Source organism: Micromonospora musae (assembly GCF_003626635.1).
Classification (GTDB): domain Bacteria; phylum Actinomycetota; class Actinomycetes; order Mycobacteriales; family Micromonosporaceae; genus Micromonospora; species Micromonospora musae.
The window spans coordinates 456174-481495 of the sequence record NZ_RAZT01000004.1; the positions used below are offsets into that span (position 1 = coordinate 456174).

Annotated in this window: 14 protein-coding genes (1 of these 14 only partly in view); 2 read left to right on the plus strand and 12 right to left on the minus strand. The window is 73.7% G+C overall.

Translation table 11 applies throughout. The features are described from left to right. From D7044_RS10670 to eccD, 9 genes are all read right to left on the minus strand, one after another. Positions 1-7817, minus strand: partial view of a toxin glutamine deamidase domain-containing protein gene (locus D7044_RS10670; protein WP_120688722.1) — the beginning only. Its footprint begins 22420 nt before the window's first position; only the first 7817 of its 30237 coding nucleotides appear in the window; its start codon is at positions 7815-7817; its stop codon lies off the left edge, out of view. An 86-nt stretch (positions 7818-7903) separates the two neighbouring features. Then, the gene (locus tag D7044_RS10675; protein WP_120688723.1) at positions 7904-8230 is read right to left on the minus strand and encodes a hypothetical protein; all 327 of its coding nucleotides are present in this window, start codon (positions 8228-8230) and stop codon (positions 7904-7906) included. Continuing rightward, positions 8223-8663, minus strand: a complete 441-nt coding sequence (locus D7044_RS10680; RefSeq protein ID WP_120688724.1) for a YbaB/EbfC family nucleoid-associated protein — start codon at positions 8661-8663, stop codon at positions 8223-8225. Before D7044_RS10680 ends, D7044_RS10675 begins: the two co-directional genes overlap by 8 nt. 12 nt (positions 8664-8675) lie before the next feature. Continuing rightward, positions 8676-11072 carry a WXG100 family type VII secretion target gene (locus tag D7044_RS33405; RefSeq protein WP_147434632.1) on the minus strand — a complete coding sequence of 799 codons (2397 nt, stop codon included), beginning with the start codon at positions 11070-11072 and terminating at the stop codon, positions 8676-8678. Between the two features lie 58 nt (positions 11073-11130). Then, the gene (locus D7044_RS10690) at positions 11131-11520 is read right to left on the minus strand and encodes a hypothetical protein (RefSeq protein ID WP_120674703.1); all 390 of its coding nucleotides are present in this window, start codon (positions 11518-11520) and stop codon (positions 11131-11133) included. Between the two features lie 108 nt (positions 11521-11628). Further along, positions 11629-11919, minus strand: coding sequence for a WXG100 family type VII secretion target (locus D7044_RS10695; RefSeq protein WP_120674705.1), 291 nt, complete (start codon positions 11917-11919; stop codon positions 11629-11631). A 40-nt stretch (positions 11920-11959) separates the two neighbouring features. Then, complete coding sequence (locus D7044_RS10700) at positions 11960-12307, minus strand: WXG100 family type VII secretion target (RefSeq protein WP_120674707.1); 348 nt, start codon at positions 12305-12307, stop codon at positions 11960-11962. A gap of 142 nt (positions 12308-12449) precedes the next feature. Beyond that, a complete protein-coding gene (eccB, locus tag D7044_RS10705; protein WP_120674709.1) occupies positions 12450-13856 on the minus strand; it encodes a type VII secretion protein EccB in 1407 nt (468 codons plus the stop codon). A gap of 3 nt (positions 13857-13859) precedes the next feature. Beyond that, positions 13860-15257, minus strand: coding sequence for a type VII secretion integral membrane protein EccD (gene eccD / locus D7044_RS10710; RefSeq protein ID WP_147434633.1), 1398 nt, complete (start codon positions 15255-15257; stop codon positions 13860-13862). 221 nt (positions 15258-15478) lie between these two features. Between eccD and eccCa the strand changes: the two genes are divergently transcribed. Then, positions 15479-19408, plus strand: coding sequence for a type VII secretion protein EccCa (gene eccCa, locus D7044_RS10715; protein ID WP_199716573.1), 3930 nt, complete (start codon positions 15479-15481; stop codon positions 19406-19408). 147 nt (positions 19409-19555) lie between these two features. Here the strand turns inward: eccCa and D7044_RS10720 are convergent, their stop codons facing one another. The 3 genes from D7044_RS10720 to D7044_RS10730 form a co-directional block, all read right to left on the minus strand. After that, positions 19556-20779, minus strand: a complete 1224-nt coding sequence (locus D7044_RS10720; RefSeq protein WP_120688728.1) for a S8 family serine peptidase — start codon at positions 20777-20779, stop codon at positions 19556-19558. Further along, positions 20776-22542, minus strand: coding sequence for a S8 family serine peptidase (locus D7044_RS10725; protein WP_120688729.1), 1767 nt, complete (start codon positions 22540-22542; stop codon positions 20776-20778). Before D7044_RS10725 ends, D7044_RS10720 begins: the two co-directional genes overlap by 4 nt. A 169-nt stretch (positions 22543-22711) precedes the next feature. Continuing rightward, positions 22712-24127, minus strand: a complete 1416-nt coding sequence (locus tag D7044_RS10730; RefSeq protein WP_120688730.1) for a hypothetical protein — start codon at positions 24125-24127, stop codon at positions 22712-22714. A 375-nt stretch (positions 24128-24502) separates the two neighbouring features. Between D7044_RS10730 and D7044_RS10735 the strand changes: the two genes are divergently transcribed. Further along, the gene (locus tag D7044_RS10735) at positions 24503-25318 is read left to right on the plus strand and encodes an SDR family NAD(P)-dependent oxidoreductase (protein WP_120688731.1); all 816 of its coding nucleotides are present in this window, start codon (positions 24503-24505) and stop codon (positions 25316-25318) included. Positions 25319-25322 lie beyond the last annotated feature (4 nt).

Here is a 25322-nt window from a genome sequence, read left to right on the forward strand (position 1 = left end):
CCGGAGGTGCCGTACCGGAAGATGTCCTTGGTGGCGTGCTCCTCGCCGTGCTCCCGCGACGAGGACCAGTCGTAGTCGACCCGTCCCGTGCCGCCACCGACGCCCGCGGCCCCGGCCCCGCGTCCGCGACCCACGAAGCCGACCTTGGCCGACCAGCCCGACGACTCGCTCTCCTCCGTGGAGTCGAACCCCTGACCGCGCAGGGTCAGGTTCACCTCCGGTCGCGGCCGGTCGGAGGTGACGGTCCCGAGGGACGCGCTGACCCGGACGAAGAGGTAACCCGTGCCCAGCAGCGTGCCGGGCACCACGAACCACTCCTGCACGCCGCTGCCGAACAGCTCGAACGCCTCGACCTCCAGCGCGTCCAGCGAGAACGTCTTGGTCAGCGCCTTGCGCAGCATCGGCGGTGGCCCGCTGTCCGCCGGCGGCAGGACACCCCGCTCGGTCAGCGTGTCGAGGATCAGCTGCAGGGGCGGATCGTCGGTCTGCAGCCGTTCGACATGGCTCGCGGCCCGGCCGAGCTGGGGGTCCAGCTCCCGCCGCGGGGCCGGCGAATCGGCGAGGGGGACGGTACCGGGCAGCCCGAGTTCGTGCGCCATCCGGTTCGGCACCTGGAACTCCATGCCGTTGTGGACGTCGACCGTCGCCCAGCGCTGCACCACCGCCGGGTCCGAGCCACGCCAACCCTTGACCGTCACCGTGAACCGGACCAGCTCGGGTCGGTAGCTGTGCACCGGCCCCTTGTAGGTGGCGCGGGTGACGTCGATGCTGCCGGATCCGCTGGATGCGGAGCGACCGGACTCCGTGGCGGCGTGTGCGGAGACGTAGCCACCGCCGATGTTCGACGCCGCCGAGTCGTCGGCCGTCCGACGGCCGCCCGAGTAGTACGCGCCACCGCCGGCGCCGATCGAGACCGCCTGCTCGGTCTCCTCCGCGACGTCGAACTGGGACGCCGCCTGGGCGTACTGCTCGATCTCCACCGCCTCGCTGGTCCCGAGGTGGGGCACGTCGTGCACCGAGGCGGTGATCTCGGCCTCCACGGTCATGCCGTCGCGGGTGCCGAGCGGGATGGTCCAGCGCTGCTCCGAACTGGTGAGGGCCGGCAGGTTGGCGCTCAGTTTGGTGGGCACCGCGAGTTCGGCGTCCCACAGCTCCACGGGCCACTTCGACGGGTCGAGGTGCCAGTCGGCGGCGAGGCCGTGCGCCTGCCCGTAGAGGCGGGCCACCGTGGCCGGAAGCTCGTGCAGCTCCCCGAACCGGGGGTACACCCCGGTGACGCCCTCGCGCTCGAACGGCACCGCGCCGGGCAGCGGCGGCGGTGGGCGGTTCCCGTGCGTCTGGACCGTGACCCCGACCGCGGCGATCTCGGCGGCGGTCGGGGTCGTGGCCGGCAGGTGTTCGACCGGTACGACCACGTGCTGCTGCACGTCCGGGCCGTCGATCAGCCACCTCGTGGGGGCCCCGTCGTCCGGCCAGACGGTGACCTCGTACACCAGGTTGTAGTCGTGCTGGACGACGTCCTTCGTGGTCTCCGTACGCCGGTAGCTCTTCAGCGTCCGCGAGTGGCCGCGCTCGGTGCTGCGCTCGTACGACCCGTCGACGTGCAGACCCGCCAGTTGTCCCCGGACGCTCTTGTCGTATCCGAAGGAGGCGTTGGCCGAGAGACCGCCGTGCAGCCGCTGCTTGTTGGTGACGCCGGCGCTCACCTTCGCCGTCGACATGGCCCGGTTGTTGACCGGCATCGGGTACGTGCTGCTGCCGATCCACTCCCGGGGGTGCGCGGTCACCAGCACCTTGTACCGTTCGCCGTCGATGTCGAAGGTGGTGAAGATGCCCGCCCGCACCCGCGCCGGGTCGGCCTCCAACGCCGGCAGCCCGTAGCGGATGGAGGCGAGCCGTCGCACCTCGCCCCACGAGTCCGTGCCCGGGGTGAGGTCGTCCATTCCGAGCCGGTTGCGCAGCTCGCGAACCCGGCCGACGGTGTCGCGCAGCGCGGTGAGCACCTGCGGCATGACCCGCTCGCCGCCGGGCAGGTGGTTGGTGGTGCCCGGACCGTCGCCCTGCCGCGCCGCCATGAGCAGCGGCTCCCGGTCGGCCGCCTGGTCCGGCCGGAACGGCGCGCGGACCTGTGGCGCGTTGCGCCGGGGCGCGCCGAGCCGGTTCGTGGCCTCCTCGGCGGTGACCGGTGCCGTCGGCGTCACGGTCGGCACGACGGCCCCGTACCAGTGCGGTTGCGCCGGGGCCGGTGGCAGGGGCTTACCGTGGTGCTGCCGCTCGAACGCCTCGGCGTCGGTCGTCGGGACGCCGAACTCGGCCATCACCCGGGCGTCGAACCACGGGATCCGGTGGGTGCTCGAGTCCACCTTGACGTTCACCGACACGTCGGCGGCGTACCGGGCGTGCTCGGCCGAGCGGACGAGGATCGTGTGGTTCATCGCGCCGCCGCCGACGTCCTGCGAGACCGACTTGCCCCACTCCATCCCGACGTTCGGCCCGAGCCCGCCCCGGTCGTTTCCGGCGGCGGTCGCGGTCAAGCCGCTCGGTACGACCCGGGGCGCGAAGCCGAAGGAGTAGGAGCCGGAGCGGGTCTCGGAATCCCCCTGCGCGGCGCCCAGGTCGTCGCGGACCGACACGCCGTCGGTCTCGCCCAGGCGTTGCAGCCGGCGTACGACGAGTTCGACGGTCACGTAGCCCCGGAACTCCTTGCCGGTGCCGATCGGCGCCGTCAGTTGCTCGGACATGTCCCCGCCGTTGAGCAGCCACCGGCTGCGTCCGCGCGCGGTCCGTTCGTTGAGCAACTGCTGGGTGACGTGCTGCGAGACCGTCGCCACGGTCTGCGCGGGCAGGTCGTGGTCGCGGAGCTGCCGGTGCAGCGCCGCGACGGCCGGGGTGTAGTCGATCGCGGTCAGCACGTCGTGGGCCGTGGCCGGCCCCGGCTTCGCCGCCTGGTCCGGGTCGACCGTGGCGCCGGTACGCGGCCGCTGGTCCCGCCCGACGTACTGCTCGGGGAACTTCACCACCAGCAGGCCGTCGTCGGGGTCGAGTTCCCGGGTGTCGCCCCAGCGCCGACCGTCGACGAACACGTCGACCGCCAGCCCGCTGGCGTAGCTGGGCCCGCCGTTGAAGAAGAGCTTCCGCCCCGAGATCACCCGATCCGACGAGCTGACCGAGTGCGAGTTGGCGTACTCGGCCTCCAGCGGCAGCCCGATCGGCATGAGCTGGAACTTGCGGGGGAGCTTGAGGATCAGGTCCGGGCCGGTGCTCAGCTCGCCCGGCTTCTTCTGGTCCCGGGCCGAGCTGGACGCGGTCGAGTTGAAGGCGACCTCGAACTTGTTCCCCTGCGCCGGGCGGGCCGGCACGGGCTTCGCCGCGTGCAGGCGCGGCTTGATCCAGACCAACCGGCCGTCGATGACCTCCGTCCAGCCCTCGCGCAGCAGCTTGTCCCACCGGTCGGTGTTCGCGTCGGCGGAGGCCAGGTCGACCAGTGCCGCGGCGCTGACCGGGGACTCGTCCGGCCGGTTCGCCGCGGGCGGGGTGTGGCCGTCGATGCCGAGGAGCGCGGTCAGCCGCGCCCGTACGCCGTTGCGCAGGCTCTCCGACTCGGTGACGGTGGCGTTCGGCGCGCCGTCCGGCAGCGCGGCCACGATCTGCGCGGCGACCCGCCCCGGGTCCGCGTACCCGGCCGACTGGATGCTCATCGCGCCCGTCGCGCCGTGCTCGATGTACCAGGGCGGCTGCGGTACGTCCTCCGGCGGGTTCACCGGCTCCGCGGGCGACTCGGGGGTCGACCCGGGGGTCGACCCGGGGGTCGATCCGGGCTCGGCCGGTGGATCGGTGACGTTCGTCGGTGTGTCGACGACCGACTCGGGGGTCGACCCGGGCTCGGCGGGTGGATCGGTGACGTTCGTCGGTGTGTCGACGACCGATGCGGGGTCGGCGGGTGGATCGACGACGTCAGTCGGCGTCTCGGCTGTCGATGCGGGTCCCGCCGGTGGTTCGGTCGTCACCGCGGGTGTGGCCGGCGGTGCCGACGACGGCTCGGCGGCCAGGTTCTGCGGGCCGCCGTCCACGGCCCGGCGGGCGCGCTCCGTCAGCTCGTCGACGGCTTCCGGGTCGAGGCCCGCACGCGCGAGCGGGTTCACCGGCTCGACCGGCAGATCGACGGCGAAGCGCACCCCCGGTCGCAGGCCGGGCGGGAGCGGCGGGACGTGCTCGCCCTCGACGGCGGCGAGCGGCCCGGTCGTTTCCGGGCCCCGCCCGGGCGCGGCCGGCGCCGGGGTCACCGACGCCGGCGGCGGGACCGGGGTCGTCGGCTCGCTCACCGGCCCGTCCGTCGGCGGCACCGCGGGGGCCGTCGTGGAGGTGGCGGCCGGCTCGACGAAGGACGCGGGTCCGGCCGGCGGCGGCGTGCCGGGCGTCGGAGTCACCGCCGTGAGCTCGGCCGCCATCGATGTCACGGTCGGCGGCACGGCCACCGTGTCCGGCACGGCGGAGGTGAGGACCGGTGCAACCGTCACCGGCGCTGGGGTCAGGTTCTCCTCGCTCTCCCGGGGCTGGTCGGCGGAGTACGTCGAGGCCTCGCTCACCGACGTCTCCGGCGTGGGCGGGGCCGCCGGTGGGGTGGGGGAGCGCCGCCCCCGCCGGAACAGGGCACCGTAGCGGTGGTCGGTCGGCGCGTCGACGATCGCCCGCGCGACGGACTCGGACTCGGGCCCGGTCGGGAGCACCACCGGGGCCGGCTTTCCGGCGTCGGGTCCGTGGGCCGGTGGCTGCTCGGTGAGCGGGATCTCGCGCCCCGTCGGGTCGAGGACGAGCACCCGCGCGGCGATGGCGGAGCCCAGGTCGTCACGGGTGACGAGCCGGCTCCCCTTCGGCTGCTGCGGCTCCAACCACTGCAACGGTTCGGAGAGGTCGGTGGTGTGGTAGAGCGCGAAGGCGTGGCCGATGCCGCTGGGCTGCTGCCACAGGACGAGCGCCATGCTGCCCGGCCCGGCCTGCTCGACGGCCCGCTCGACGTCCGTCCAGGACGAGATCGGGCGCCACGTCGCGCCGCCGCCGAGCCGGTCCGCCACGTGCCCGGTGCCGACCTTCAGGTCGTCGGTGCTCCGGCCTGCTCGGGCGATCGGCGCCCGCTGCGTGAAGACCGACTGCTGGATGGCGATGAGTTGGTCGACACAGAGCTCCGGATCCGGCTGCCCGTCCGGGTTCCCGGACTGCGGGCGTACCCGGTCGGCGACCTCGTCGACCAGCTGCTCGACGCCGTCGCGGTCGAGCCGTACGGCCGGCTGGTCCCCGAACTGCGGCACCTGCGACGGGACACGCCGCGGCCCGTCGCTCTCGGATCCGGGTGGGGTGTCCCGGCGCGTGCTTTCCGCTCGCCGCCCGCCGGTCTCGTCGAGACTCGTAGCCGGCGTCGGGCTCGCGGGCCCGCCCGGCGCGGGCGCCGGCGCGTCGCCGGAGTCTCGGTACGGGTTGTTCGACCCGAGCCCGTCGGTGGGCGCGGGGGCCGGCGTCTCGACGGAGTCTCGGTACGGGTTGTTCGACCCGAGCCCATCGGTGGAGGCGGGCGCCGGAACCTCGGCGGCGACCCGGAAGGGGTTGTTCGCTCCGGTCTGATCGGTGGCCGTGGGGGTGGGCACCCCTGCGGAGGTTCGGAACGGGTCGTCCACCCTGCTCGGACCGTTGCCGGCGCCGGAGCCGTTCGGTGGGCCGCCGGTGCCGTTGTCCCGGATCGGCGTGGGCTGCGACGTCGTCCCGGTCGACGCGGCGGGGCCGTTGGCGGCCGTGCCGCTGCCGGTGCCGGTCGACCCGCTGCCGGTCGTGGTGGTGCCGCTCGTGGTGGTGCCGGGTCCGGTCGTGGTGGTGCCCGTCGTGCCGGGTCCGGTGGTGCTGGTGGCGCCGGGTCCGGTGGCTCCGGTAGTGCCGGGCCCACCGGCGGGCGACGGGGCGGCCGGTCCGGCGGCGGGTGTTCCGCTCCACGTGCCACCCGCGGCCGGCGGGCCGCTGTCGACCGAGGTGCCGTCGCCCTGACCGGTCGTGTCGGCCGTGCCGGAGGTGTCGGACACGCCGCTCGTGTCGGTGGTGTCGATCGTGTCGAAGGGGCCGAACTCCACGGGCACCACGGTTATCGGTGGCGGTATGTAGAGGCCCTCCTCGTCCGGGGTGGTCGAGCTCCCGGAGTCGGAGTTCGTCGAGCCGTCGGAGACGTCCCTGGTGGGGGAGTTCGGCCCGTTCGCGTCGGTCGGGCCGTCGCCGGGGTGCTGCTGGTCCACGCTCGGCGGGTCGGCGTACGGCGGGGGCGTGACCCGCGTCGGCCCGTCGTCGCTGTCGTCGCCGCCGGGCCGCGCGCCACCCTCCGCGCCACCCGTACCGGTGCCGGAGGTGTTCCCACCGTTCGAAGCTGCGCCGTTCGAGCCCGCGCCGTTCGAAGCTGCGCCGTTCGAGCCCGCGCCGTTCGAGCCCGCGCCGTTCGAAGCTGCGCCGTTCGAGCCCGCGCCGTTCGAGCCCGCCCCGCCGGTGGAACCGCCGCCACCGGATGCGCCCCCGGTGCCACCCGCCGATCCGGGTGTGGTCGAGGGTGGCGCCGTCGCCTCGTCGTAGGACGGTGGCGGGTCGACCGGTATCGGCGGGCCGCCGACGGGCGGTCCGTCGCCCGAGGAGCCCGCGCCGATGCCGCCACCGGGACCGTGGGTCTCCATCCGGAGGTGGGTTCCCGCTATCGTGCCGAGTCCGCTCAGCAGGCCGGAGAGGGCGCCGGAGACGAAGGTGGCCGGTGTGCTGCTCCACTCCCAGCCCTCGCCCGTCATCGCGCCGTAGGTGCCCTCGCCGACGACCTCGGTCGCGCCCTCGTGCAGCGTCTCCCCGGCGAGCGACTGGTGCCCGGCCGCCGGGTCGTGCTTGCGGTACGGCGGCGGCGCGTCGGGGTCCTTCTTCGTGTACGGGGGCGGGGCGTCGGGGTCGTTCTTCGAGCCGGAGTACGTCGGTGCGTTGTCGGACTCCTTGACCACGGTCTCGATGACGGGCTGCTTGACCGGGGGCGGGAGTGGGCCGTCGTCCTTGATCGGAGCCGGGGTGGGCAGGTCGTCCGCCGCGCCCTTTCCCGGCGGCGGGATCGGCACGTTGCCCTTGCCGAAGAGCTTGTTGAAGATCGCGCCACCGCCGGCGCCCAGGACCATGCCGACCACGCCGATCCAGGCGCCGATCTCGGCGGCCTTCCCGGTCTGGTCCCAGTTCCAGCCCTTCTGGTTGCCCTCCGAGATCATGATGCTCTGCGCGATGATGTCCATGAGGACCTGGAGGCCGACGCCCATCGCCTGGCTCATCGCCACCGCGTAGATGAGCTTGGCCAGCCATCGGGCGATCATCAGCTTCTCGACCAGCAGGCGCATGGCGAGCTTCTCGAGGACGCCGGGCACGAGCCAGGCGATCGCGAGCGCGATGGCGACCTCGATCATCAGCTGGATGACCGAGAGGAAGATCATCAGCTTGGCGTACTCGACCTGGTTCGCGGTCTTGTCCAGCTCGTCGCCCATCCGCCGGACGTACCGTGACGCGACGCCCAGGAAGCCGTCCTCGGAGAGGAAGCCCTCCATCGACTCGACGAAGGCCTGCTCGGACTTGCCCATCACGCCGTCGCGGATGTTGTTCACCCCGGTGATGAGCAGCGGCACGACGCGTTCGATGCCGTCGGCGGTGTCGCCGAACGCCTCCGCGATCGCGCGCACCTTGTCGGGGTTGGTGGCCGGGAACTCCTCGCCCGAGAGCCACTTGAGGAAGGCGGCGGCCTCGTCCGACATCTCGATGTCCACGGCCGTCACACCTCCTCGTCATTGAGGGAGGGGCCACACCGCCACTGTGCGGTGTGGCCCCGGAAACTCACTCCGGGCCGACGCTGGCCCGTAACTCAGTGCCGACCGCCACCGTCGCCCTTCGGCGTCGCGAGGTCGATGTTGGTCTCCTCCACGCGGGACAGTAGCGAACGCAGCGAGTCCACCTTCGAGCCGTCTCCCCGGGAGAGCCGGACGAGGCCGTCGATGATCGACGTGACCAGCTCGATCTGGGTCTTGAGCCCGTCCTGGATCTGCTTGTCCACCTTGGCGCGGACCCCGCCGGGCGGGTTGTTCAGCTCGACCACGGAGGCGAAGTTCTTGTTCACCGCGGTCATCTCGCGCTGCGCCGGGGCGAGCTTGCCGCTACGCAGCAGATCGGTGTCGGCTCCGACGCTAGCCACGGTTCACCCCCGGCTCCCCGCCGGCCGGCGACTTCGCCTCGCCGAACGACTCGTTGATCGACTGCATCGCCTCGTCGAACATCTGGTCGGCGGTCTTCGAGCCGCGCAACAGACCGGCCAGCGGCAGTCCGGGCGGCAGGATCGACTCGAACAGCTTCATCGCCTTCTCCCGAGCCTCCTCCCGCGCCGTCTTCTGCGTCTCCACCAGGAGACTGGCCAGCTCCGCGGGCGCCATCGTGCGGTAGGCGTTCGTCGGGAACTTGACCTCGACCAGGTCACCCCGGCCGTCCACGGTGACGCTGACGGCCCGGTTCTTGGCCGTCACCGTCGTCTGCGCCCCCGACATCTGCTGTTCGACACCGCTGATCGCGGCCTTCTTCTCCTCGAACTCGGCGTACGCCTGCTCGATCCGGTCGTACAGCGGACTGGTCATCTCGTTCTCCTCTCAGTTGGCGCGACGGACCTGCTGGCCACTGCCCCGACCGGGGCCGTACGGGGAGCCGGGCGTCTGCGGCGCGGCCGGCGACCAAGGGGTGCGCTGCCCGCTCGATGGCTCGGGGAGCTCGTCGCGGCCGATCACCGCGGGGGCCACGTCCGGGTCGGTGCCCCAGACCTCTTCCTCCTCGGCCAACCAGGTGGTGCGTTCGCGCTCCTTCTCCTGCTGGTTGCCCGCCCCCATGCCGCCCATCGGCGGCATCATGGGCGGGTAACCGCCGGCCGGTCCGAACGCGCCGGGCGCGCCGTTCAGGCCCGGCTGGTTGACGCCGGGGACCAGGTTGAGACCGTTCAGCCCGGCGCCGGCCGGTGCCGGACCCAGCGAACCGACCATCATCCCGTTGGGGTTGTTGGAGCCCGACCCGGCGCCGCCGTTGCCGAGACCGGCACCACCGAAGTCGTCGAAGGCGTGCCCGCCCGAGGCCCCGCCGAAGAAGTCGTTACCCCCGAGGCCGCCGGTGCCCGAGCCGCCGAGGCCGGGGAAGTTCCCGCCGTCGCCCGAGCCGCCGAGGCCCGGGAAGTTGCCGCCCGCGCCGGGGCCGTCGGAGCCGCCGAGGCCCGGGAAGTTGCCGCCCGCGCCGGGGCCGTCGGAGCCGCCGAGGCCGGGGAAGTTCCCGCCGGCACCGGGACCGTCCGAGCCGCCGAGGCCGGGGACGGTGATGCCGGACCCGGAGCCCGAGCCGCCCGATCCACCGAGGCCGGGGAAGTTCCCGCCGGCACCGGGACCACCGAGATCCGGGAGATCGTCGATGGAGGACGGCCCCTCGTCGAAGTCGCCACCGGTGGTCGGCCCGTTCTGCGACGGCGGTTTGTCGTCGTTGCCCCGCGGACCGTTCAGGCCGCCGAATCCGGGCAGGCCACCGAGACCGAGGTTGCCGCCGAAGCCGGCGCCGCCACCCGCGCCCGATCCCGACCCGGTCAAACCCTCCAGCCCGGTACCGCCGCCGCCACCGTTGCCGTTGCCGAAGAGCCCGTTGGTGTCGAGGCCGCCTCCGCCGCCGCCTCCGCCGCCGCCGAAGAGGCTGTTCGCGTCGAAGCCGCCACCACCGCCGCCTCCGCCGCCGCCGAAGAGGCTGTTCGCGTCGAAGCCGCCACCGCCTCCGCTTCCGCCGCCACCCTTGTTCAGGATGTCGTCGAGGTTGATGCCGCCGCCGCCGCCCCCTCCGCCGCCACCGCCCTTGTTGAGGATGTCGTCGATGTCGAGCCCGCCGCCTCCTCCGCCACCCTTGTTGAGGATGTCGTCGAGGTTGATCCCGCCGTCGTCGCCTCCGCCGTTGAGGTCGTCCTTCGACGGCGGCGGGGGCGTGTACGTCCGGGGGTCGACCAGGTTCCGGTAGGTCGTCTCGAAGCTGTCGTGCAGGTTGCGGTACTGCGTCGTCATCGCGTCGTTCAGCACCTTCGCCGCCTCGGCGAAGAACGCCTTCATGTTGTTGTTCAGGCTTTCGAGTGCCTTGTCCGCGTGGATGAAGTCGTACGTCTTCGGCCCGTTGCCGATGTCGATCGTGATGGGCCAGGTCGTGAGGTCCTTCCAGACCACGAGCAAACCGTTGTCCCAGGCGCGGCCGTTCCAGTCGTCGGTGTCGTTGCCCAGTTGGTCGACCGCCCGCTCGAGGTCGCGCATCGCGGCCTCGGCCATCGCCCTCGGGCTCCGCCCCGGGTGCTTGTCGAAGGCCTCCCACGCCTTCCCTATCTCCGTGAGGAAGGTCTGCACCGCGTCGCCGTTGCGGTGCAGCATCGCCACCCAGTCGTCGGCGGTCTTGAGGTCCTCCCGGAGCAGCACCATCTCGTCCCGGAGGTTCGTGAGCGACTCACGAAGCCCCTCCGCCGCCGCGCCCTTGAACCCGTCGCCGAGGTTGTCGACCTCGGTCTTGAGCTGCTGGGACGCCGTGTCGAGCCACATCGCGAGGTTGTAGAAGCTCTCCGCCGACTCGTGCAGGGTCGCCGGGTCGAGCGGCGGTGGCAGCGGCGGACGGGACAGCGCGTCGTCGGAGCTCTTGTAGAACTGGTTCCAGTAGTCGTCGGGCGCGTAGTCGCCCGACTTCTCGTACCAGTTCACCTTCCCCTTGATGATGTAGAACGCGGCGTGGGACTTGCCGATGTACCCGTCGCCCTCGTAGTACCACGCCTGCGCCGTCCGGCGGTAGAGGGTGAACTCGTTGTTCGCCGGCGTACCCATCGGGTCGTCCCACGGCTTCGCCTTCGAGTTCACGTAGAAGCCGGAGTTCGAGAGGCTGATCCAGGTCGGCTCGGTGAACTGCCGAGAGTCCATCTCGGACGCGCCGAGCACCTCCCGCATGCCCTGTTCCCAGGCCGGCAGGCTGTTCGGCAACGGATTTGGCTGAGTCATCGGGACCTTCGTTCACCGCGGAGCAGACGGTCGTGAGGGGGTCGGGGTCGCGGACCGGTCAGGGGGTCTTGTTGCCGTTACCGGTCGGGCCGTTGTTGCCGAGACCGGTCGACGACGCGTACGAGGTGTTGGCGTTCTCGATGTCGTCACTCGAGGCGATGATGCGCTCAAGATTCTGGCCGTAGCTCGACAGCTTCTGGTCGTACGCGGCGAGCCGCTGGTCGACCTGGCCGCCCACGGTCCTGATCCGCTCCCGCAGGTCCTTGCCGGCGGTGAAGTTGTCCGTGCCGGTGCGGACCACGAGGCTGTTGAGGTGCCCGCCGTGCGGGTGGGCCATGTCGTTGGGGTTCGCTCCGGCCCGGACCGTGGTGACCTGGTTCCTGATCCCCTTCAGCTTCTGGACCACGCCGCGCAGGTACGCCTCGTCGATCTTGATTTCTTTCGGCACCGCTGGATCCCTTCCCTTGATCTCTCGCTCTGGACAGGTCCCGGCCGGGCGGCGCGGGTGCTTCCGGGCCGCCCGACCGGCTCAGCCTGTGCCGGGGTGAGCCCCGGGTCAGGCGACGAAGAGAGTCGCGCCCTGCTGGTCACCGGCGTGGTAGTTGTCGCCGATCTTGCGCAGCTCGGCGACGGCCTTCGCCGTGCCGCTCTCCACCATCCGCATGCCGTCTTCCCACTTCTTCTGGACGGCGTCGTAGTTGTCGATCGTCTGACCGGCGTTCTCGCTCAGGAAGACCTGAACCTGGGACTTCAGCTCGTCGAGGGACTGCCGCAGCCGCTGCGCGACGCTCTCCAGCTGGCTCGCCGCGGCGTCGACGTCGGAGAGGTCGACGGTGTAAGTGGCCATTGCTCGTTTCCTTCCTGCCTGACGTGTCGTACGGAAAAGATCAGTTGGTCCAGCTCGCCTTGGGGGTGAAGGTCTCCGTCTGCAGCGAGATGCTGGCCGCCGCCGCGATGTTGTCGTCCTCGGTGGAGTCCGTGATCGCCGCGAACCGCTGCATGGAGCCGCTGATGTCGCCGAGCCCGGAGCGGATCTGCACGATCCCCTGCGAGATCTCCTGGAGCCCCTGCTGGTAGCGCATGGACGCCTCGCCCAGCCAGCGGGCGCCGAGCTCCGAGGAGCTGCTGATCACCGTCCGCTCCGCCTGCTCCAGCTCGTCCACCATCCGCTGGAAGGCGTAGATGACGCCGGTTCTGGTCTCGTCGTCGGATCGCTGCTGAGTCCAACTAGCCACGGCCCTGCTCCTCTCTCGTCTGCTGTCTCCGGGACGACTCCGTACCGAGCCGTCACCGCACTTCTGCCTTGCTCTCTCCGGTCGCCCGGCGACCGTCGGGTGATCGCGTGCCGGTCGCTCGCCGGCGCTGCTGGAAGGGCGATCACCCCCCGCCCGCGGCGGATTCCAGCAGGGGTCCGGTGGGCAACATCTCCAGGAGCTGTCGGGGCACCGGGCGGGCCGAGGCCGGCGGGAAGCCGAGCTGGTTCGCGACCGTGCTCGAACCCACCGGATACTTGATCCCGGCGTCGGTGACCAGGTAGAAGCCCGACCCGGCGGCCTGGTCGGCCCGGCCCGCCAGCACCAGGCCGCCGACCCCGGGCTGCACCTCGACCGCCTCCGCGCTCGCCGAGGTGCGGGTGACGCCGACCCCGTCGGAGAGGGTCGTCGCGGAGGGGGCCGGCAGGTCGGCGGTCACCTCGACCGCACCGCCCGACATCGAGTGGCGTATGCACCAGGTGCCCTGCTCCGGCGTCTTCGCGAGGCTCGGCGGGGTCGCCGGCAGCGCCGCCACCCAGGCCGGCTGCGGGGCGACCGGCAGCGCGACCAGGGCGGCGGGGCTCAGCTCCCGCGGCTGCACCGGCCGCCCGTCGTACACCTCAGCGGTCGCCGGGTCGGCGGCGACGATGGCGTACGCCATCGGGCTCAGCTCGGCCAGGCCGTTCTGCTGGAGCAGGTAGCGCCGCTCCGCGCCGTCCGGCGTACGGGCCGTGAAGAGCTCACCGACGACGCCGCGCCGACCGTCCACCGTCGGTCCCGGGCTGCCCCGCCCCGGCACCTCCGGCGGCGCGATCTCCGCCCCGACCGGTACGGACTCCAGCCAGCCCGCCTCCACCGGGAGCGCGTTGCGGTCGTAGCCGAGCACCCGGGCCAGCCACGGCTCGGTCAGCCGCAGCCGCCGACCCTGCCAGACCAGGAAGCTCTGGCCGCCCGAGGTGACCAGGATCGCCTGGTCCCGATCGAGGGGCCGGTCCCGGCGCGCGCCGCCGCTCGGCTGCTCGATGCGTACCGTCGTCGCCGTGAAGGTCGTGCCCGCGTCGTCCGGCATGGCCAGCGCGCAGACCGTCCACACCTGACGGTCGACGGCGGTCGTGGTCGGCAGCGCGTCGGGCGCGCCCGCGATACCGAGCGGCTGACCGTGCGCCACGTCCCGCAACGACTTGCCGGAGACCGAGACGACCTTGGGCTCGGCGCCGAAGAGCAGCCGCGCCGACGTGTAGTTGAGGACGGGACGCAGCAGGCCCTCGTCGTAGACGTAGCGGCTGCCGGTCTCCTTCTCCACCACCAGCACGCCCGGCTGCCGCCACTTGGTGGCCCCGCCGGGAAAGAAGAATCCGAAGATCACGAAGCCGACGAAGACCACCGCGGCCACGAGCACCCCGGAGACCGTGCCGACCACCATGCGCCGGTTCGGGTTCTCCAGGCCGTCCGGCTCGGCGGCGATCAGCGCGCCCGTCAGCCGGCCCAGCACGTACGTCTGGGCCTGCACCTGGTCACGGCGGGACTGCACGGCTCAGCCCGCCAACGCCCGGGCGGCCGCGTACGCCCCGAGCACGGCGAGCAGCACCGGCACCATGGCGACGGTCGCGGTGAGCTGGACGACGTCGCCGATCCGCGCCCAGTACGGCATGAGCCGCCGGTCGGGCAGCAACCGCCCCAGCAGGAAGAGCAACGCCCCGGCCAGCGGCAGCAGCGTCACCGGCGCGAGCAGCCGGAACAGCGACGGTGCCCCGGCCAGGCTGATCACGGTCAGCGCGGCGACCCCCACCACCGCCGGCAGGGCGTGCGCGAGTCGGTGCCACGCGCTGGTCATCGTGCGCAGCGCCAGCAGCCGGACCAGGGCGACCAGCCCGAGCAGGGTCCAGGCGGCCCAACCACCGGAGACGGCGACGAGCAGGAGGCACCCGACGACGGCGGCCGCCGCACCGGCGTACAACCCCGTCATGTACCGGTCGGCCACGGCCGTGCGCTCCAACAGCTTCTCGCTCGGCTCCGGGTCGATGTCCTCCTGGAGGTGCTCCGGCTCCGTGGGCAGCGGCGCCAGGCGGATGCGGGCGAGGCGGAAGGCGACCAGCGGGATGCGTACCGTCGCCACCGTGGCGGCCACCGCGACCACCGCGGCCGACTGGCCCGCGTCGAGCCCGACGAACGCGGTCAGCGCCGAGCCGACGGCGGCGAAGAGCGCGCAGCTGACGACGGCGGCGAAGAGCGGCCCGGCCCAGCCGACCAGGACCGCCGCCAACGCCGCCACCACCAGCGCGGAGACCGAGGCGGTGAAGACCTGCGGGCCGGCCACGACCAGCGGGGAGCTGTCCCGGGTCAGATCCGGGGCGACCATCCCGGCCAGCGCGGCGAAGCCGATCGCGGTCACCGCCGACGCGAGTCCGAACGGCCGGTCCGCGCCGGCCCGGGTGAGCCCGAACGCGCCGGCCAGCGCGAGCACCGCGACGGCGGCGGCGCAGAGCGCCCGGGCCAACGGCGGACCGGGCATGGCCAGCGTGACGGCGCCGAGGCCGGCGACGAGGACGAACGCGCCGAGCGCGGTCCACCGGATCATCTCGGGGCGCCACAGCCCCGACCGGGTACGCACGCCGGTGGCGAGGCCGTCGGCCAGGTCGTCGAAGTCGACCGGAGGCAACTGGTCGGCGCGGGGACGCAGGAAGACCGTCTCCCCGTCCTGCAGACCGAGCAGCGCGACTGTGCTCTCCTCGTCCAGGGGCGGGCCGCCCAGCCGTTGCAGCACCCAGCCGCGGTGCGCCAGGCCGGCGTCGGCCAGGTTGTCACCGAGGTGATGAAGCAGTGCCGGAAGAAGGTCCGCGACCAGCACGTTCGCCGGTACGGCCACCTCGATCTGCCGCCCAGGACCGGACACCACGAGGCGGCACATCTCCGCGGGGGCGGTGACGCTCATGCCCACACGACGGTCCGCGAACCCCGCCGGTTCAAACTTTCCCCGCGAACTGGTTGCCGAAGCCGTTGACCCGAACCGGCTCCGGCTCCGTCGTAGAGGTGTCGGGCGGCGACGCACGCGGCCCGACGTGAGCGCAGGAGGCGGGCGACGCCCGTGACGTGGAAGGCTGCCCCTTGAGTACGGTGCTGTTCCGACGCCCCGCACGCCGCAACGGCCCGGAGATGCCGTCCGGTGAGATCAGTCTCCAGGAGCCACCGGCCCTGCCCGAGCCGCAACGCAACGGGCTGCGGCAGGCGTTCCTGATGCTGCCGATGGCGCTGATGTCCGGTGTCATGGTGCTGCTGTTCATCAGCCGCAGCGGCGGCGCGTTCACCTGGATCATCCTGGCGCTGATGGCCGTCGCGCTCGGTGGTCTGGTGGTGGGTCAGATCGCCGTCGGCGGCATGGAACGCAAGTCCCGGCTCGGCGGTGACCGCCGCGACTACCTGCGCTACCTGGCGCAGAACCGCAAACGGGTACGGCAGCACGTGCTGCGGCAGCGGGAGGCGAGCGACTGGCAGCACCCGGAGCCGAACGCCCTCTGGTCGTTGACGATGACGTCCCGGCGCTGGGAGCGACGCCCCACCCACCCGGACTTCCTCGAAATCCGGGTGGGCACCGGCGAGCAGCGCCTGACGGTGCGGATCACGCCGTTGCAGACCAAGCCCATCGAGGACCTGGAGCCGCTGGCGGCCAAGTCGCTGCGGCGGTTCATCCGCGCCTACACCACCCTCGAGGACCAGCCGATCGCGTTGTTCCTGCGCGGTTTCGGGCAGATCCGGATGTCGGGGGAGAAGGAGCAGACCCGGGCCGTCGTCCGGGCGCTGCTGGTGCAGCTGGTCAGTTTCCACGCCCCCGAGGAGGTCCGGCTCGCGCTCTGCGTCGCCGACGACACGGTCGCCGAGTGGGAGTGGACGAAGTGGCTGCCGCACCTGCAGCACCCGACCGAGCAGGACGCCGCCGGCGCGGTGCGGCTGGTCGGCAGCACGGTGGAGGAGGTGGAGCTGCGGCTCGGCGAGACCTTCACGGCCCGGCCACGGTACGAGTCGGGCGCGGCGCCGAGCCGGGAGGAGCCGTACGTCGTCGTGGTCCGCGATGGCGGGCGACTGGGCAACGGCAGCCGGATGGCGACCGCCGGCTACCGCAACGCCGTCCTCATCGACCTCGACGACGCCACCCCGGCCGCCGGCAAGGGGGCGCTCTGCCTGGAGGTCGAGGGCGACGACCTGCTGATGGTCCGGCAGGACCGGGTCGGCAGCGAGGTGCGTACCCGGCTCGCCACCCCCGACCGGCTCGGCGTCGCCCAGGCCGCCGTGGTGGCCCGGACGCTGTCGCCGTACCGTCTCGGGGTGGTCACCGAGACCCCGGCGGACACGTTGAAGACCGACTTCGACCTCGGCGCGATGCTGCAGATCCCCGACCTGCGGCAGCTGGACCTCAGCCGGCTCTGGGCGCCTCGTACGGTGGGGGAGCGGCTGCGGGTGCCGATCGGCATCGACGCCACCGGCCAACCGGTCTCGCTCGACCTCAAGGAGTCCGCGCTCGGCGGCATGGGGCCGCACGGCATGCTCATCGGCGCCACCGGCTCCGGCAAGAGCGAGCTGCTGCGCACCCTGGTGCTCGCGCTGGCCAGCACGCACTCCTCGGAGACGCTGAACTTCGTCCTCGTCGACTTCAAGGGCGGCGCCACGTTCCTCGGTCTCGACCGGCTGCCGCACACCTCCGCGGTGATCACGAACCTGGCCGACGAGGCGGCGCTGGTCGGCCGGATGCAGGACGCGCTGCACGGCGAGATGGTGCGCCGGCAGGAGCTGCTGCGTCAGGCCGGCGGGTTCAGCTCGGTGCTGGAGTACGAACGGGCCCGTACCCAGGGCGCCCCGCTGGACCCGCTGCCCACCCTCTTCGTGGTGGTCGACGAGTTCAGCGAGCTGCTCGCCACCCACCGCGACTTCATCGACCTGTTCGTGATGATCGGGCGGCTCGGCCGGTCGCTCGCCGTGCACCTGCTGCTGGCCAGCCAGCGCGTCGACGACGGGCGGATCGCCCAGCTGGAGTCCCACCTGTCGTACCGGATCGGGTTGCGGACCTTCTCCGCGATGGAGTCGCGCTCGGTCATCGGGGTTCCCGACGCGTACGAGCTGCCGCCGGCCCCCGGCAACGGGTATCTGCGGACCGACGTGTCGACCCTGATCCGGTTCAAGGCGGGTTACGTGTCGGGCCCGTACCGGACCACGAGTGCCCGGGTGCGGCAGGAGATCGTGCAGCAGCAGGTGGTGCCCTACTCGCTGGAGCACGTGCCGTTCCGCGAGCCGGAGCCGGCGCAGGTCGAGGAGGCGGTCGAGGAGCCGGCCGACGGCGACCAGGCCACCGCCGAGCGCAGCGTGCTGAGCGTCGTGGTGGAGCAGCTCATCGACCAGGGGCCGCCGGCGCACCAGGTGTGGCTGCCGCCGCTGGACGCCTCGCCGACGCTGGACCAGCTGCTGCCCACTCTCGCGCCCGACCCCGATCGCGGGCTCACCGCCGTCGACTGGCCGGGCAACGGAATGCTCGTCGCGCCGGTGGGCTTCGTCGACCGGCCGTTCGAACAGGTACGGGACCTGCTCCTCGTCGACCTCTCCGGCGTCGGCGGGCACGTCGGCATCGCCGGCGGACCGCGCAGCGGCAAGAGCACCCTGCTGCGTACGCTGATCAGCAGCGTCGCCCTGACCCACAGCCCACGCGAGGTGCAGTTCTACTGCCTCGACTTCGGCGGCGGCGGGCTCGGCGCGCTGGCCGAGCTGCCGCACGTCGGCAGCGTCGCGGGGCGTCTCGACACCGACCGGGTGAGCCGCACCGTCGCCGAGGTGACCGGCCTCATCGTGGATCGGGAGCGCCGCTTCGCCGAGCTCGGGGTGGACGGCATGGGGACCTACCGGAAGCTCCGCGCGGAGGGCCAGGTCACCGACGACCCGCACGGCGACGTCTTCCTCATCGTCGACGGATGGTTCACGCTGCGCCAGGAGTTCGAGACGCTGGAGAGCGCCGTGCGGCAGATCGCCGCCCAGGGCCTCAACTTCGGCGTCCACCTGGTGCTGACCGCGTCGCGCTGGTCGGAGGTGCATCACGCGATGCGCGACCAGATCGGCACCCGGCTCGAACTGCGTCTCGGTGACCCGGTCGACTCCACCATCGACCTGCGCCTGGCGGCCACCGTGCCGAAGCTGCCCGGTCGTGGCCTCACGCCCGAGAAGCTGCACTTCCTCGGCGCGCTGCCCCGTATCGACGGGTTCGCGGACGCGTCCACCGTGACCGAGGCGGTTCGGGGCCTGACCGCCATGGTGGGGGACTTCTGGGACGGCCCGGCGGCCCCGCCGGTGCGTACGCTGCCCGCGCTGCTCCCCGCCGACACGCTGCCGGTGCCCAACGGTGACGTGCGCGTCGCGATCGGTCTGGACGAGGCCGGGATGCAGCCGGTCTGGCACGACTTCGGCGACGTGCCGCACCTGACGGTGCTCGGCGACACCGAGAGCGGCAAGACGAACATGCTGCGCCACCTCGCCCGGTCGGTGATGGCCCGGTACACGCCCGACGAGGCCCGCATCATGATCGTCGACTATCGCCGGCAGCTCTTCGACTCGGTGCCGCAGGAGTACCGGCTGGGCTACTCCGTCTCCACCGACTCCACCCGGGAGACGGTGGCGGACGCCGTGGCCGGGCTGGGACCGCGCATGCCGGGCGCCGACGTCACCCCGGAGCAGCTGCGCCGCCGGGACTGGTGGACCGGACCGCAGCTCTTCGTCCTGGTCGACGACTACGACCTGCTGGCCGGGCACGACAGCCCGCTGACGCCGCTGCTGCCGTACCTGGCGCAGGGCGCGGACATCGGATTCCACCTGGTGCTGACGCGGGGTGCGGCCAACGTGCTGCGGATGTCGATGGATCCGCTGATGCGCCGGATGCAGGAGACCAACAGCCCGGACGTGGCGCTCTCCTGCCCGCCCACCGAGGGTCCGCTGCTCGGCAACACCAAACCGCGTCACCTGCCGCCGGGGCGGGCGCTGCTCTGCACCCGGCGCGGGGCGCGGTTGATCCAGACGGCGTGGAGCCCGACGGAGGTGGAGCAGCCCGCCTGAGGACGTCGCGGGTGGACGGGGCCGGCGCCGGCGCCGGGGCCGCTCGACAGTGTCGGCTCGGCGCCGCCCCCGCCGGGGTGGTGCCGCGTCGCCCCGGCTGCGGGTGTCACCGCCGCGCCGCGTGCTCCCCGGGTGTCCGGGACCGGTTCACGGGCGCCAGCGGCGGCGGCGGCCCCACTTGACGGTCATCGCCGAGAGGTACGCGAGCCCGGCCAGGCCGACCATGCCGGCCGCCACGGAGCCGGCGATCAGCGTCGTCGGCTCGCCCGGATCGGCCGTCGGCAGCGGCCGCAGGACCTGGGGCTGGGACGGCACCGGCGTTCGGCCCAGCTCCAGCGCGGCGACCGCGTGGTACAGGTCGAGGGTGCCGTACCCGACGCTCGGCGCGGGCCACGAGCCGAGCGGGTGTTCGGCGGTCAGCTCCAGCCGGCGCCGGACGTCGGCCTGGGAGAGCTTCGGGTAGTGGGCACGGATCAGCGCGGCGGCCCCGGCCACGTAGGCGGCGGCCACCGCCGGGCCGGCGACGGCGTAGTGCCCGTCACCGCGCGGTGCGACGCTGACCGCGTCGGAGGCGGGCGCCAGCAGGTCGACGCCGGCCTCCGCCGGGGACTTCTCGGTCGGTACGCCCTTGGCGTCGATCCCGCCGACGGCGAGGACGTCGGGGTGCGCCGCCGGATACCAGGGGGCGGGCTTCTGGGTGGTGCCGGCCGGTCTCGTGTCGTCGGAGACGGAGGCGACGAGCACGACGTCCCGGGTGACCGCCTCGCGGATGGCGGCGCGGAGCTCCGCGTCGGGAGCAGAGGTTCCGACTCCGAGCAGGACGACGTCGGCCTTCGCGGCGGTCGCCGCCCGGATCCCGGCGGCGATCGCCCCCGGGGCCACCTTCCCCTTTCCGTCGACGATGCGGATCGGCAGGATCGTCGCCTCGGGCGCCACCCCGACGAACGCGCTCCCGGTGACGGGCCGGGCCGCCACGATGCCCGCGAGCGCGGTGCCCCGGCCGTAGCAGTCCCGGTCGGCGGCGCCGGAGCCCACCACGTCGGTGCCGCGCCGTACCGCGCCGCGCAGGGCGGTGGCGCCGGCGCTCACCCCGGTGTCGATCACCGCAACCACGACGCCCCTGCCCCGCGTCAGTGGCCACACCGCGGACGGGAGCATCCGGCGTAGAGCCCACGGCGCGGTGTCGGCGACCGTCGGTGACTCGCCCACGCAACCCCCGGTGACCTGCGGCAACGCGGGCGGTTCCGCGGCCGTGGTGGTGCGCTCCGCGGCGGCCGTACCCGCCTGCGCGGGCACCGCCGGCACCGCGCCGACGACTCCGGTGATCAGCAGCGCCGCGGCCACCGCGCGGGCTCGGACCGGCGAGGTCACCAGCGTGCGCCGGCCGGGTCGGTCCCGGACGTACCGGCGGCGGTCGCCATGGTGGTCGCCTCGCCGGTGGCGTCGGCTCCGCTGCTCGCGTCGTCGGCGGTCGGCTCCGGATCCTCGCCGGGCGTGGCCGGGCCGCCGTCGTCGGTGGCCGTGGCGTCGTCGGGCCGTTCCCGCCCGGCCGGCTCGCCGCCGTCGTCCCCGGCCTCGTCGCCGGTGTCGTCCGTGGCCGCTTCGCCGCCCGCGCCGGGACGCCGGGCCAGCAGCGCGATCGCCGCGATTCCCGCCACGGCGAGCAGGGCGATGACGAGGATGCGCAGCGCGCCGGAGCCGCCGGCGTCGTCGGGGGCGGGCGGCGCCTCCTCGGCGAGAGTCGTGACGACGGCCGCGTTGGGGTCGATCATGCCCCAGCCGGTCGCCGGGTCCGCGTCGGGACGTCCGGCCCGGTCGGCCGTGGTCTTGATCCGGTGGGTGACCTGCGCGGCGCTCAGGTTCGGGAACGCGCTCCGGACCAGGGTCGCCGTGCCGGCCACGAAGGCGACCGCGTACTGCGATCCACTGCTGGCGCGTACCCCGGAACCGCCCGCGCCGAGGCTGGCCACGTCGATGCCCGGCGCGATCACATCGGCCCCGGAGGGCTGGTAGTTCGCCGCGGGCTGCCCCTCCGGGCCGACGCCGCCGACGCGCAGCAGGGCCTCCGGTCCGTCGCCCGCGGCCGGTGACGGCGAGGCGGCGGTGCCGGTCGCGGCGGGCGCCACGACCACGACGTCGTGTTCGGACGCCCGGCCGATCGCCTCCGCCACGGCAGGGTCGGCGAGGTCGACGAAGGCGCCGAGCGCCACCACGCGGGCCCCTGCCGAGACCGCGACCTCGATGGCGGTGGCGGCGTCGGCCGGCTTGGACTGCGGCACGTCGCCCACCACCCGCAGCGGCAGGATGGTTGCCTCCGGTGCGACTCCGACGACCGGCGCCGCGGCGGCACCGGCCGGCGGGGTCTCCGCGGGGCGGGCACCGATGATGCTCGCCATCGCGGTGCCCGAGCCGAGGCAGTCGACGTCACCCCGGCCGCTGCCGGAGGGGATGTCCGCGCCGACGGCGACCCGTCCGCTGAGCTCCGGGAGGCCGGCGTCCACACCGGAGTCGACGACCGCGACGAGCACCCCCGCGCCGCGGGTACGGCCCCAGGCCTGGTCCGGGGCCATCCGTTCCTGCGCCCAGCCGGAGCCGGGGCGCGACGGCACGGAGTTGGCGCACTGTGACGAGGCCGGCAGCCGGGTGCCTCCGCCGGGCTTGGCCGGCGGCTTCGGTGGCTGAACCGGCGGCACCGGCGGCGCCTGGTCCGGTCCCGACGACGGCTGGGTGGGCAGCGGTCCGATGCGCACGCCGTCCCCGACCGCATCCCAGGGCAGGATGAGCGTCCAGCCGGCGCGCAGCTGACGGGAGTCCGTCAGGCTCTGACCGTCGGCCTGCCGACGGCCGACGTTCAGCCGGTAGAGCTCCTCGGCCCGGTTCGCGGCACCGAGCAACCGCCCGGCGATCGCCGCCAGGCTCTCCGCGCCGTCGGCGCCCGCCGCCACGGTGTAGTACTTGACGAACGCGCCGTTCTGCGCGTCCGCGTTGGGAGTGGGCGTCGCCGGTGCCGCGACGGACACCAGGGCCGGTCGGAGCGGGTCCGATCTCTGACCGGCACCGCTCAGCTGCGGCAGCGCGGCCACCATCGCCACGCCGCCGAGCAGGATGGGCCAGGCCCGCACCTTCGCCGTCACCGCCGGCCTCCTTCGCCTCGCCGTCTGCTCGTGGGTGATCCGCGGTGGAACGCGCAGTCGCCCTCACCGACGACGCTGCGCCCCGCCCGCCGGTTCAAAACTGCGGTGGGTGATGCCGAGGAAACGCCGCCGACCGGCGCGCCGGAGGTCGGCCGGTGGCCGAACCGGCTCAGCGCGCCGACCCGGTGACCCGTACCGACCAGCGCGATCGCACCACCTCGCCGACCAGCACGGGCAGCATCCGATGGCCGGTACGGGCGGCCAGGCCGCGCGCCGCGGTCAGCTCCGCCCCGCGCAGGCCACCGCTGAAGATCACCGCGGGTCCGGTCGCCGTCGCGCCGATGCCGGCCGCGTCGGCGAAGGTCGCCAGCCGCCGGTACTGCGCCGGAGCGTCCGGGCCGAGCGCGTCGCCCACCACGAAGACCGCCGCGCCCGCCGCGTCGAGCTGCGCGGCGAACGCGAGCGCCTGCCGGCGGGCGACCGGCGTCGCGCCGGTGACGGTGAGGACGTCGGGCGCGGCGGCGAGGTCGACGAAGAGCCGCCGCTCGCCGTCCCGGCCGAGGACGACGGGCATCGTGGCGTCCGGGAGCGGCCCGTCGCCGATCCACGCGCAGGGCGTCTGCGCGCCGCCGTCGCCCGCGGTACCGAGCAGGCGTACGTCGAGACGATCCGGGTCGGCCGTCAACGACTCCAGTTGCACGGCCACCCGACCCGACGTGGTCAGCAGCGGGACCGGGCGGACGACGACCACTGTGGTGGTCGCGACCTCCACCGGCGGGGCCGGGGCGGGCTCGCCGTCGTCGGGATCGACGGTGCCGGTCGGTCCGTCGGCCTCGGGCTCGACGCTCTCGGTCGGCCGGGCCGTCGCGGCCGGATCGCCGGTCGCCGCGGGATCGCCCGGCTCGGTGACTCTCGGCTCGGCGGGTTCGACGGTCTTCGGCTCGCCCGGCTCGGCGATATCCGGCTCGGTGGGTTCGGCGGTCTCCGGGGCGGCGGGCCGGGGTCGTGCGCCGCCACGCACCAGTCGGAGCACGACGGCGAGCAGAACCGCCATCACCACCAGCCCGGCGGCGCCGACCAGGTACGGGGTGGCGCCGGCACCGTCCTTCTCGGCCGCCGACCCGTTCGCCCGCGCCTCGGACGGTGCGGGCAACGGTCCGACGCGCACCGCCGAGCCCTTCGCGTCGGGCGGGAGTTCGAGGATCCAGCCGGGTTGCAGCGCGGTGAGCGGCTCGGTCAACGTGCCGCCGTCCGGCTGCGGGCGGTCCCGGTTGAGGGCGAAGATCTCCCGGTACCGGTTGCCGTCGCCGAGCGTCTGCACCGCGATCTGGTACAGGTACTCGCGTTGGCCGTCCCGGGGCGGGCCGACCACGTAGTAGCGGGTGGTCGAGGGGCTCGCCGGGGTCCCGACCGTCGCCGTGGGCGCGCCGGCCCGTACGGGCGGGCCCGACCGGGCGGCGGCCAGGTCGACCGGGCCGGCCGGCGCGGTCACGGCCGACGGCGGCTGGGCGGCGCCTGGTGGGGTGGCGAGCGCCGCCACGGGGGTGAGGACCGGGGCGAGGCCGAGCAGGAGACCGAGCAGCAACCAGGGGCGTCGGGGTGGTCGCGCGGCCCGGGTCGCAACCGCCGGTGGCCGATCGTCTCCGCGCCGATGAGGTCCGCTCCCGGCCCACCTGCCCATTCCGCACCATCCCTCGCGAACGCTCGCCCCCGCAGGTTCGGCCCAGACCGTACGCGACCCGGTTCCGGGCGGGCGAACCGCGTTGGACGGTGTCCCGGCGCGGCCCGGTGGCACCGGCTCGCCGGTGCGCGGCGGCGTTCGAGGGTCCGTCGGGGACGGTGCGGGAGCTGCCCGACCGTCGATGTCGACCGGTTGGCGGTCGGCCGCGAAAGTCGTCCGGGTGGCGGCGGGGGCGGCCATGATGGCCCGGTGAGACGGCGCGAGGGGGAGTGATCAGCGATGACCGACCGGAACTCCGCGACCGTGCTGCTCACCGGGGCGACCAGCGGGATCGGCGCGGCGGCGGCGCGGCTGCTCGCCGGTTCGGTGCGGCGGCTGATCGTGCACGGTCCGGAGCCGGCCTCGGAGGTGCGGCCGCTGCTCGACGAACTCCGCTCCGCCGGCCGGGCGGAGATCGGGTACGCGTCGGCCGACTTCGACCGCCTCGACGACGTCGTCGCCCTGGCCGAGCACGTCGCGGACACCACCGATCGGGTCGACGTCGTGGTCAACAACGCCGGCCGGCCCGGTGCGCCGCGGCGGCGGCACAGCCACGACGGGTACGAGGCGACGTTGCAGACGAACTACCTCGCGGCGGTCCTGCTCACCGAGCGTCTGTTGCCGCTCGTGCCCGAGGCGGGGCGGGTGGTGCACGTGGCGTCCGCGACGCACCTCTCCGCCACGTTCGAGCTGGACGATCCGCAGCTGCGGCGTGGCTACGAGCCGACCGCCGCGTACGCCCGCTCGAAGCTCGCGCTGGTCGCCCACGCGGCCCGGCAGGCAGCCCACCTCCGGCCGGAGATCGTGAGCGTCCACCCCGGGATCGTGTCCACCGCGCTGCTGCACGCGATGTTCGCCGTCGAGGGCGAGCCGGCGTCCCGGGGTGGCGCGAACGTCGTGGCGGCGGCGCTGCGGCCGGGCCTGCCCAGCGGCGCGTACCTGGACGGGCAGCGGGTCGCCGAGCCGGCCCGGCAGGTGCGGGACGCGACGTTCCGGGAGGAGCTGCACCGGCTCGCGATGACGCTGCTCGGGCCCTGGCTCGACGGTCGCCGCTGACCGG

Bases quoted from the DNA above. Each gene is read 5' to 3' on its own strand.
- D7044_RS10680 (WP_120688724.1), bottom strand. From the start codon at position 8,663: ATGACCAGTCCGCTGTACGACCGGATCGAGCAGGCGTACGCCGAGTTC.
- D7044_RS33405 (WP_147434632.1), bottom strand. From the start codon at position 11,072: ATGACTCAGCCAAATCCGTTGCCGAACAGCCTGCCGGCCTGGGAACAG.
- D7044_RS10695 (WP_120674705.1), bottom strand. From the start codon at position 11,919: ATGGCCACTTACACCGTCGACCTCTCCGACGTCGACGCCGCGGCGAGC.
- eccD (WP_147434633.1), bottom strand. From the start codon at position 15,257: ATGAGCGTCACCGCCCCCGCGGAGATGTGCCGCCTCGTGGTGTCCGGT.
- eccCa (WP_199716573.1), top strand. From the start codon at position 15,479: ATGCCGTCCGGTGAGATCAGTCTCCAGGAGCCACCGGCCCTGCCCGAG.
- D7044_RS10735 (WP_120688731.1), top strand. From the start codon at position 24,503: ATGACCGACCGGAACTCCGCGACCGTGCTGCTCACCGGGGCGACCAGC.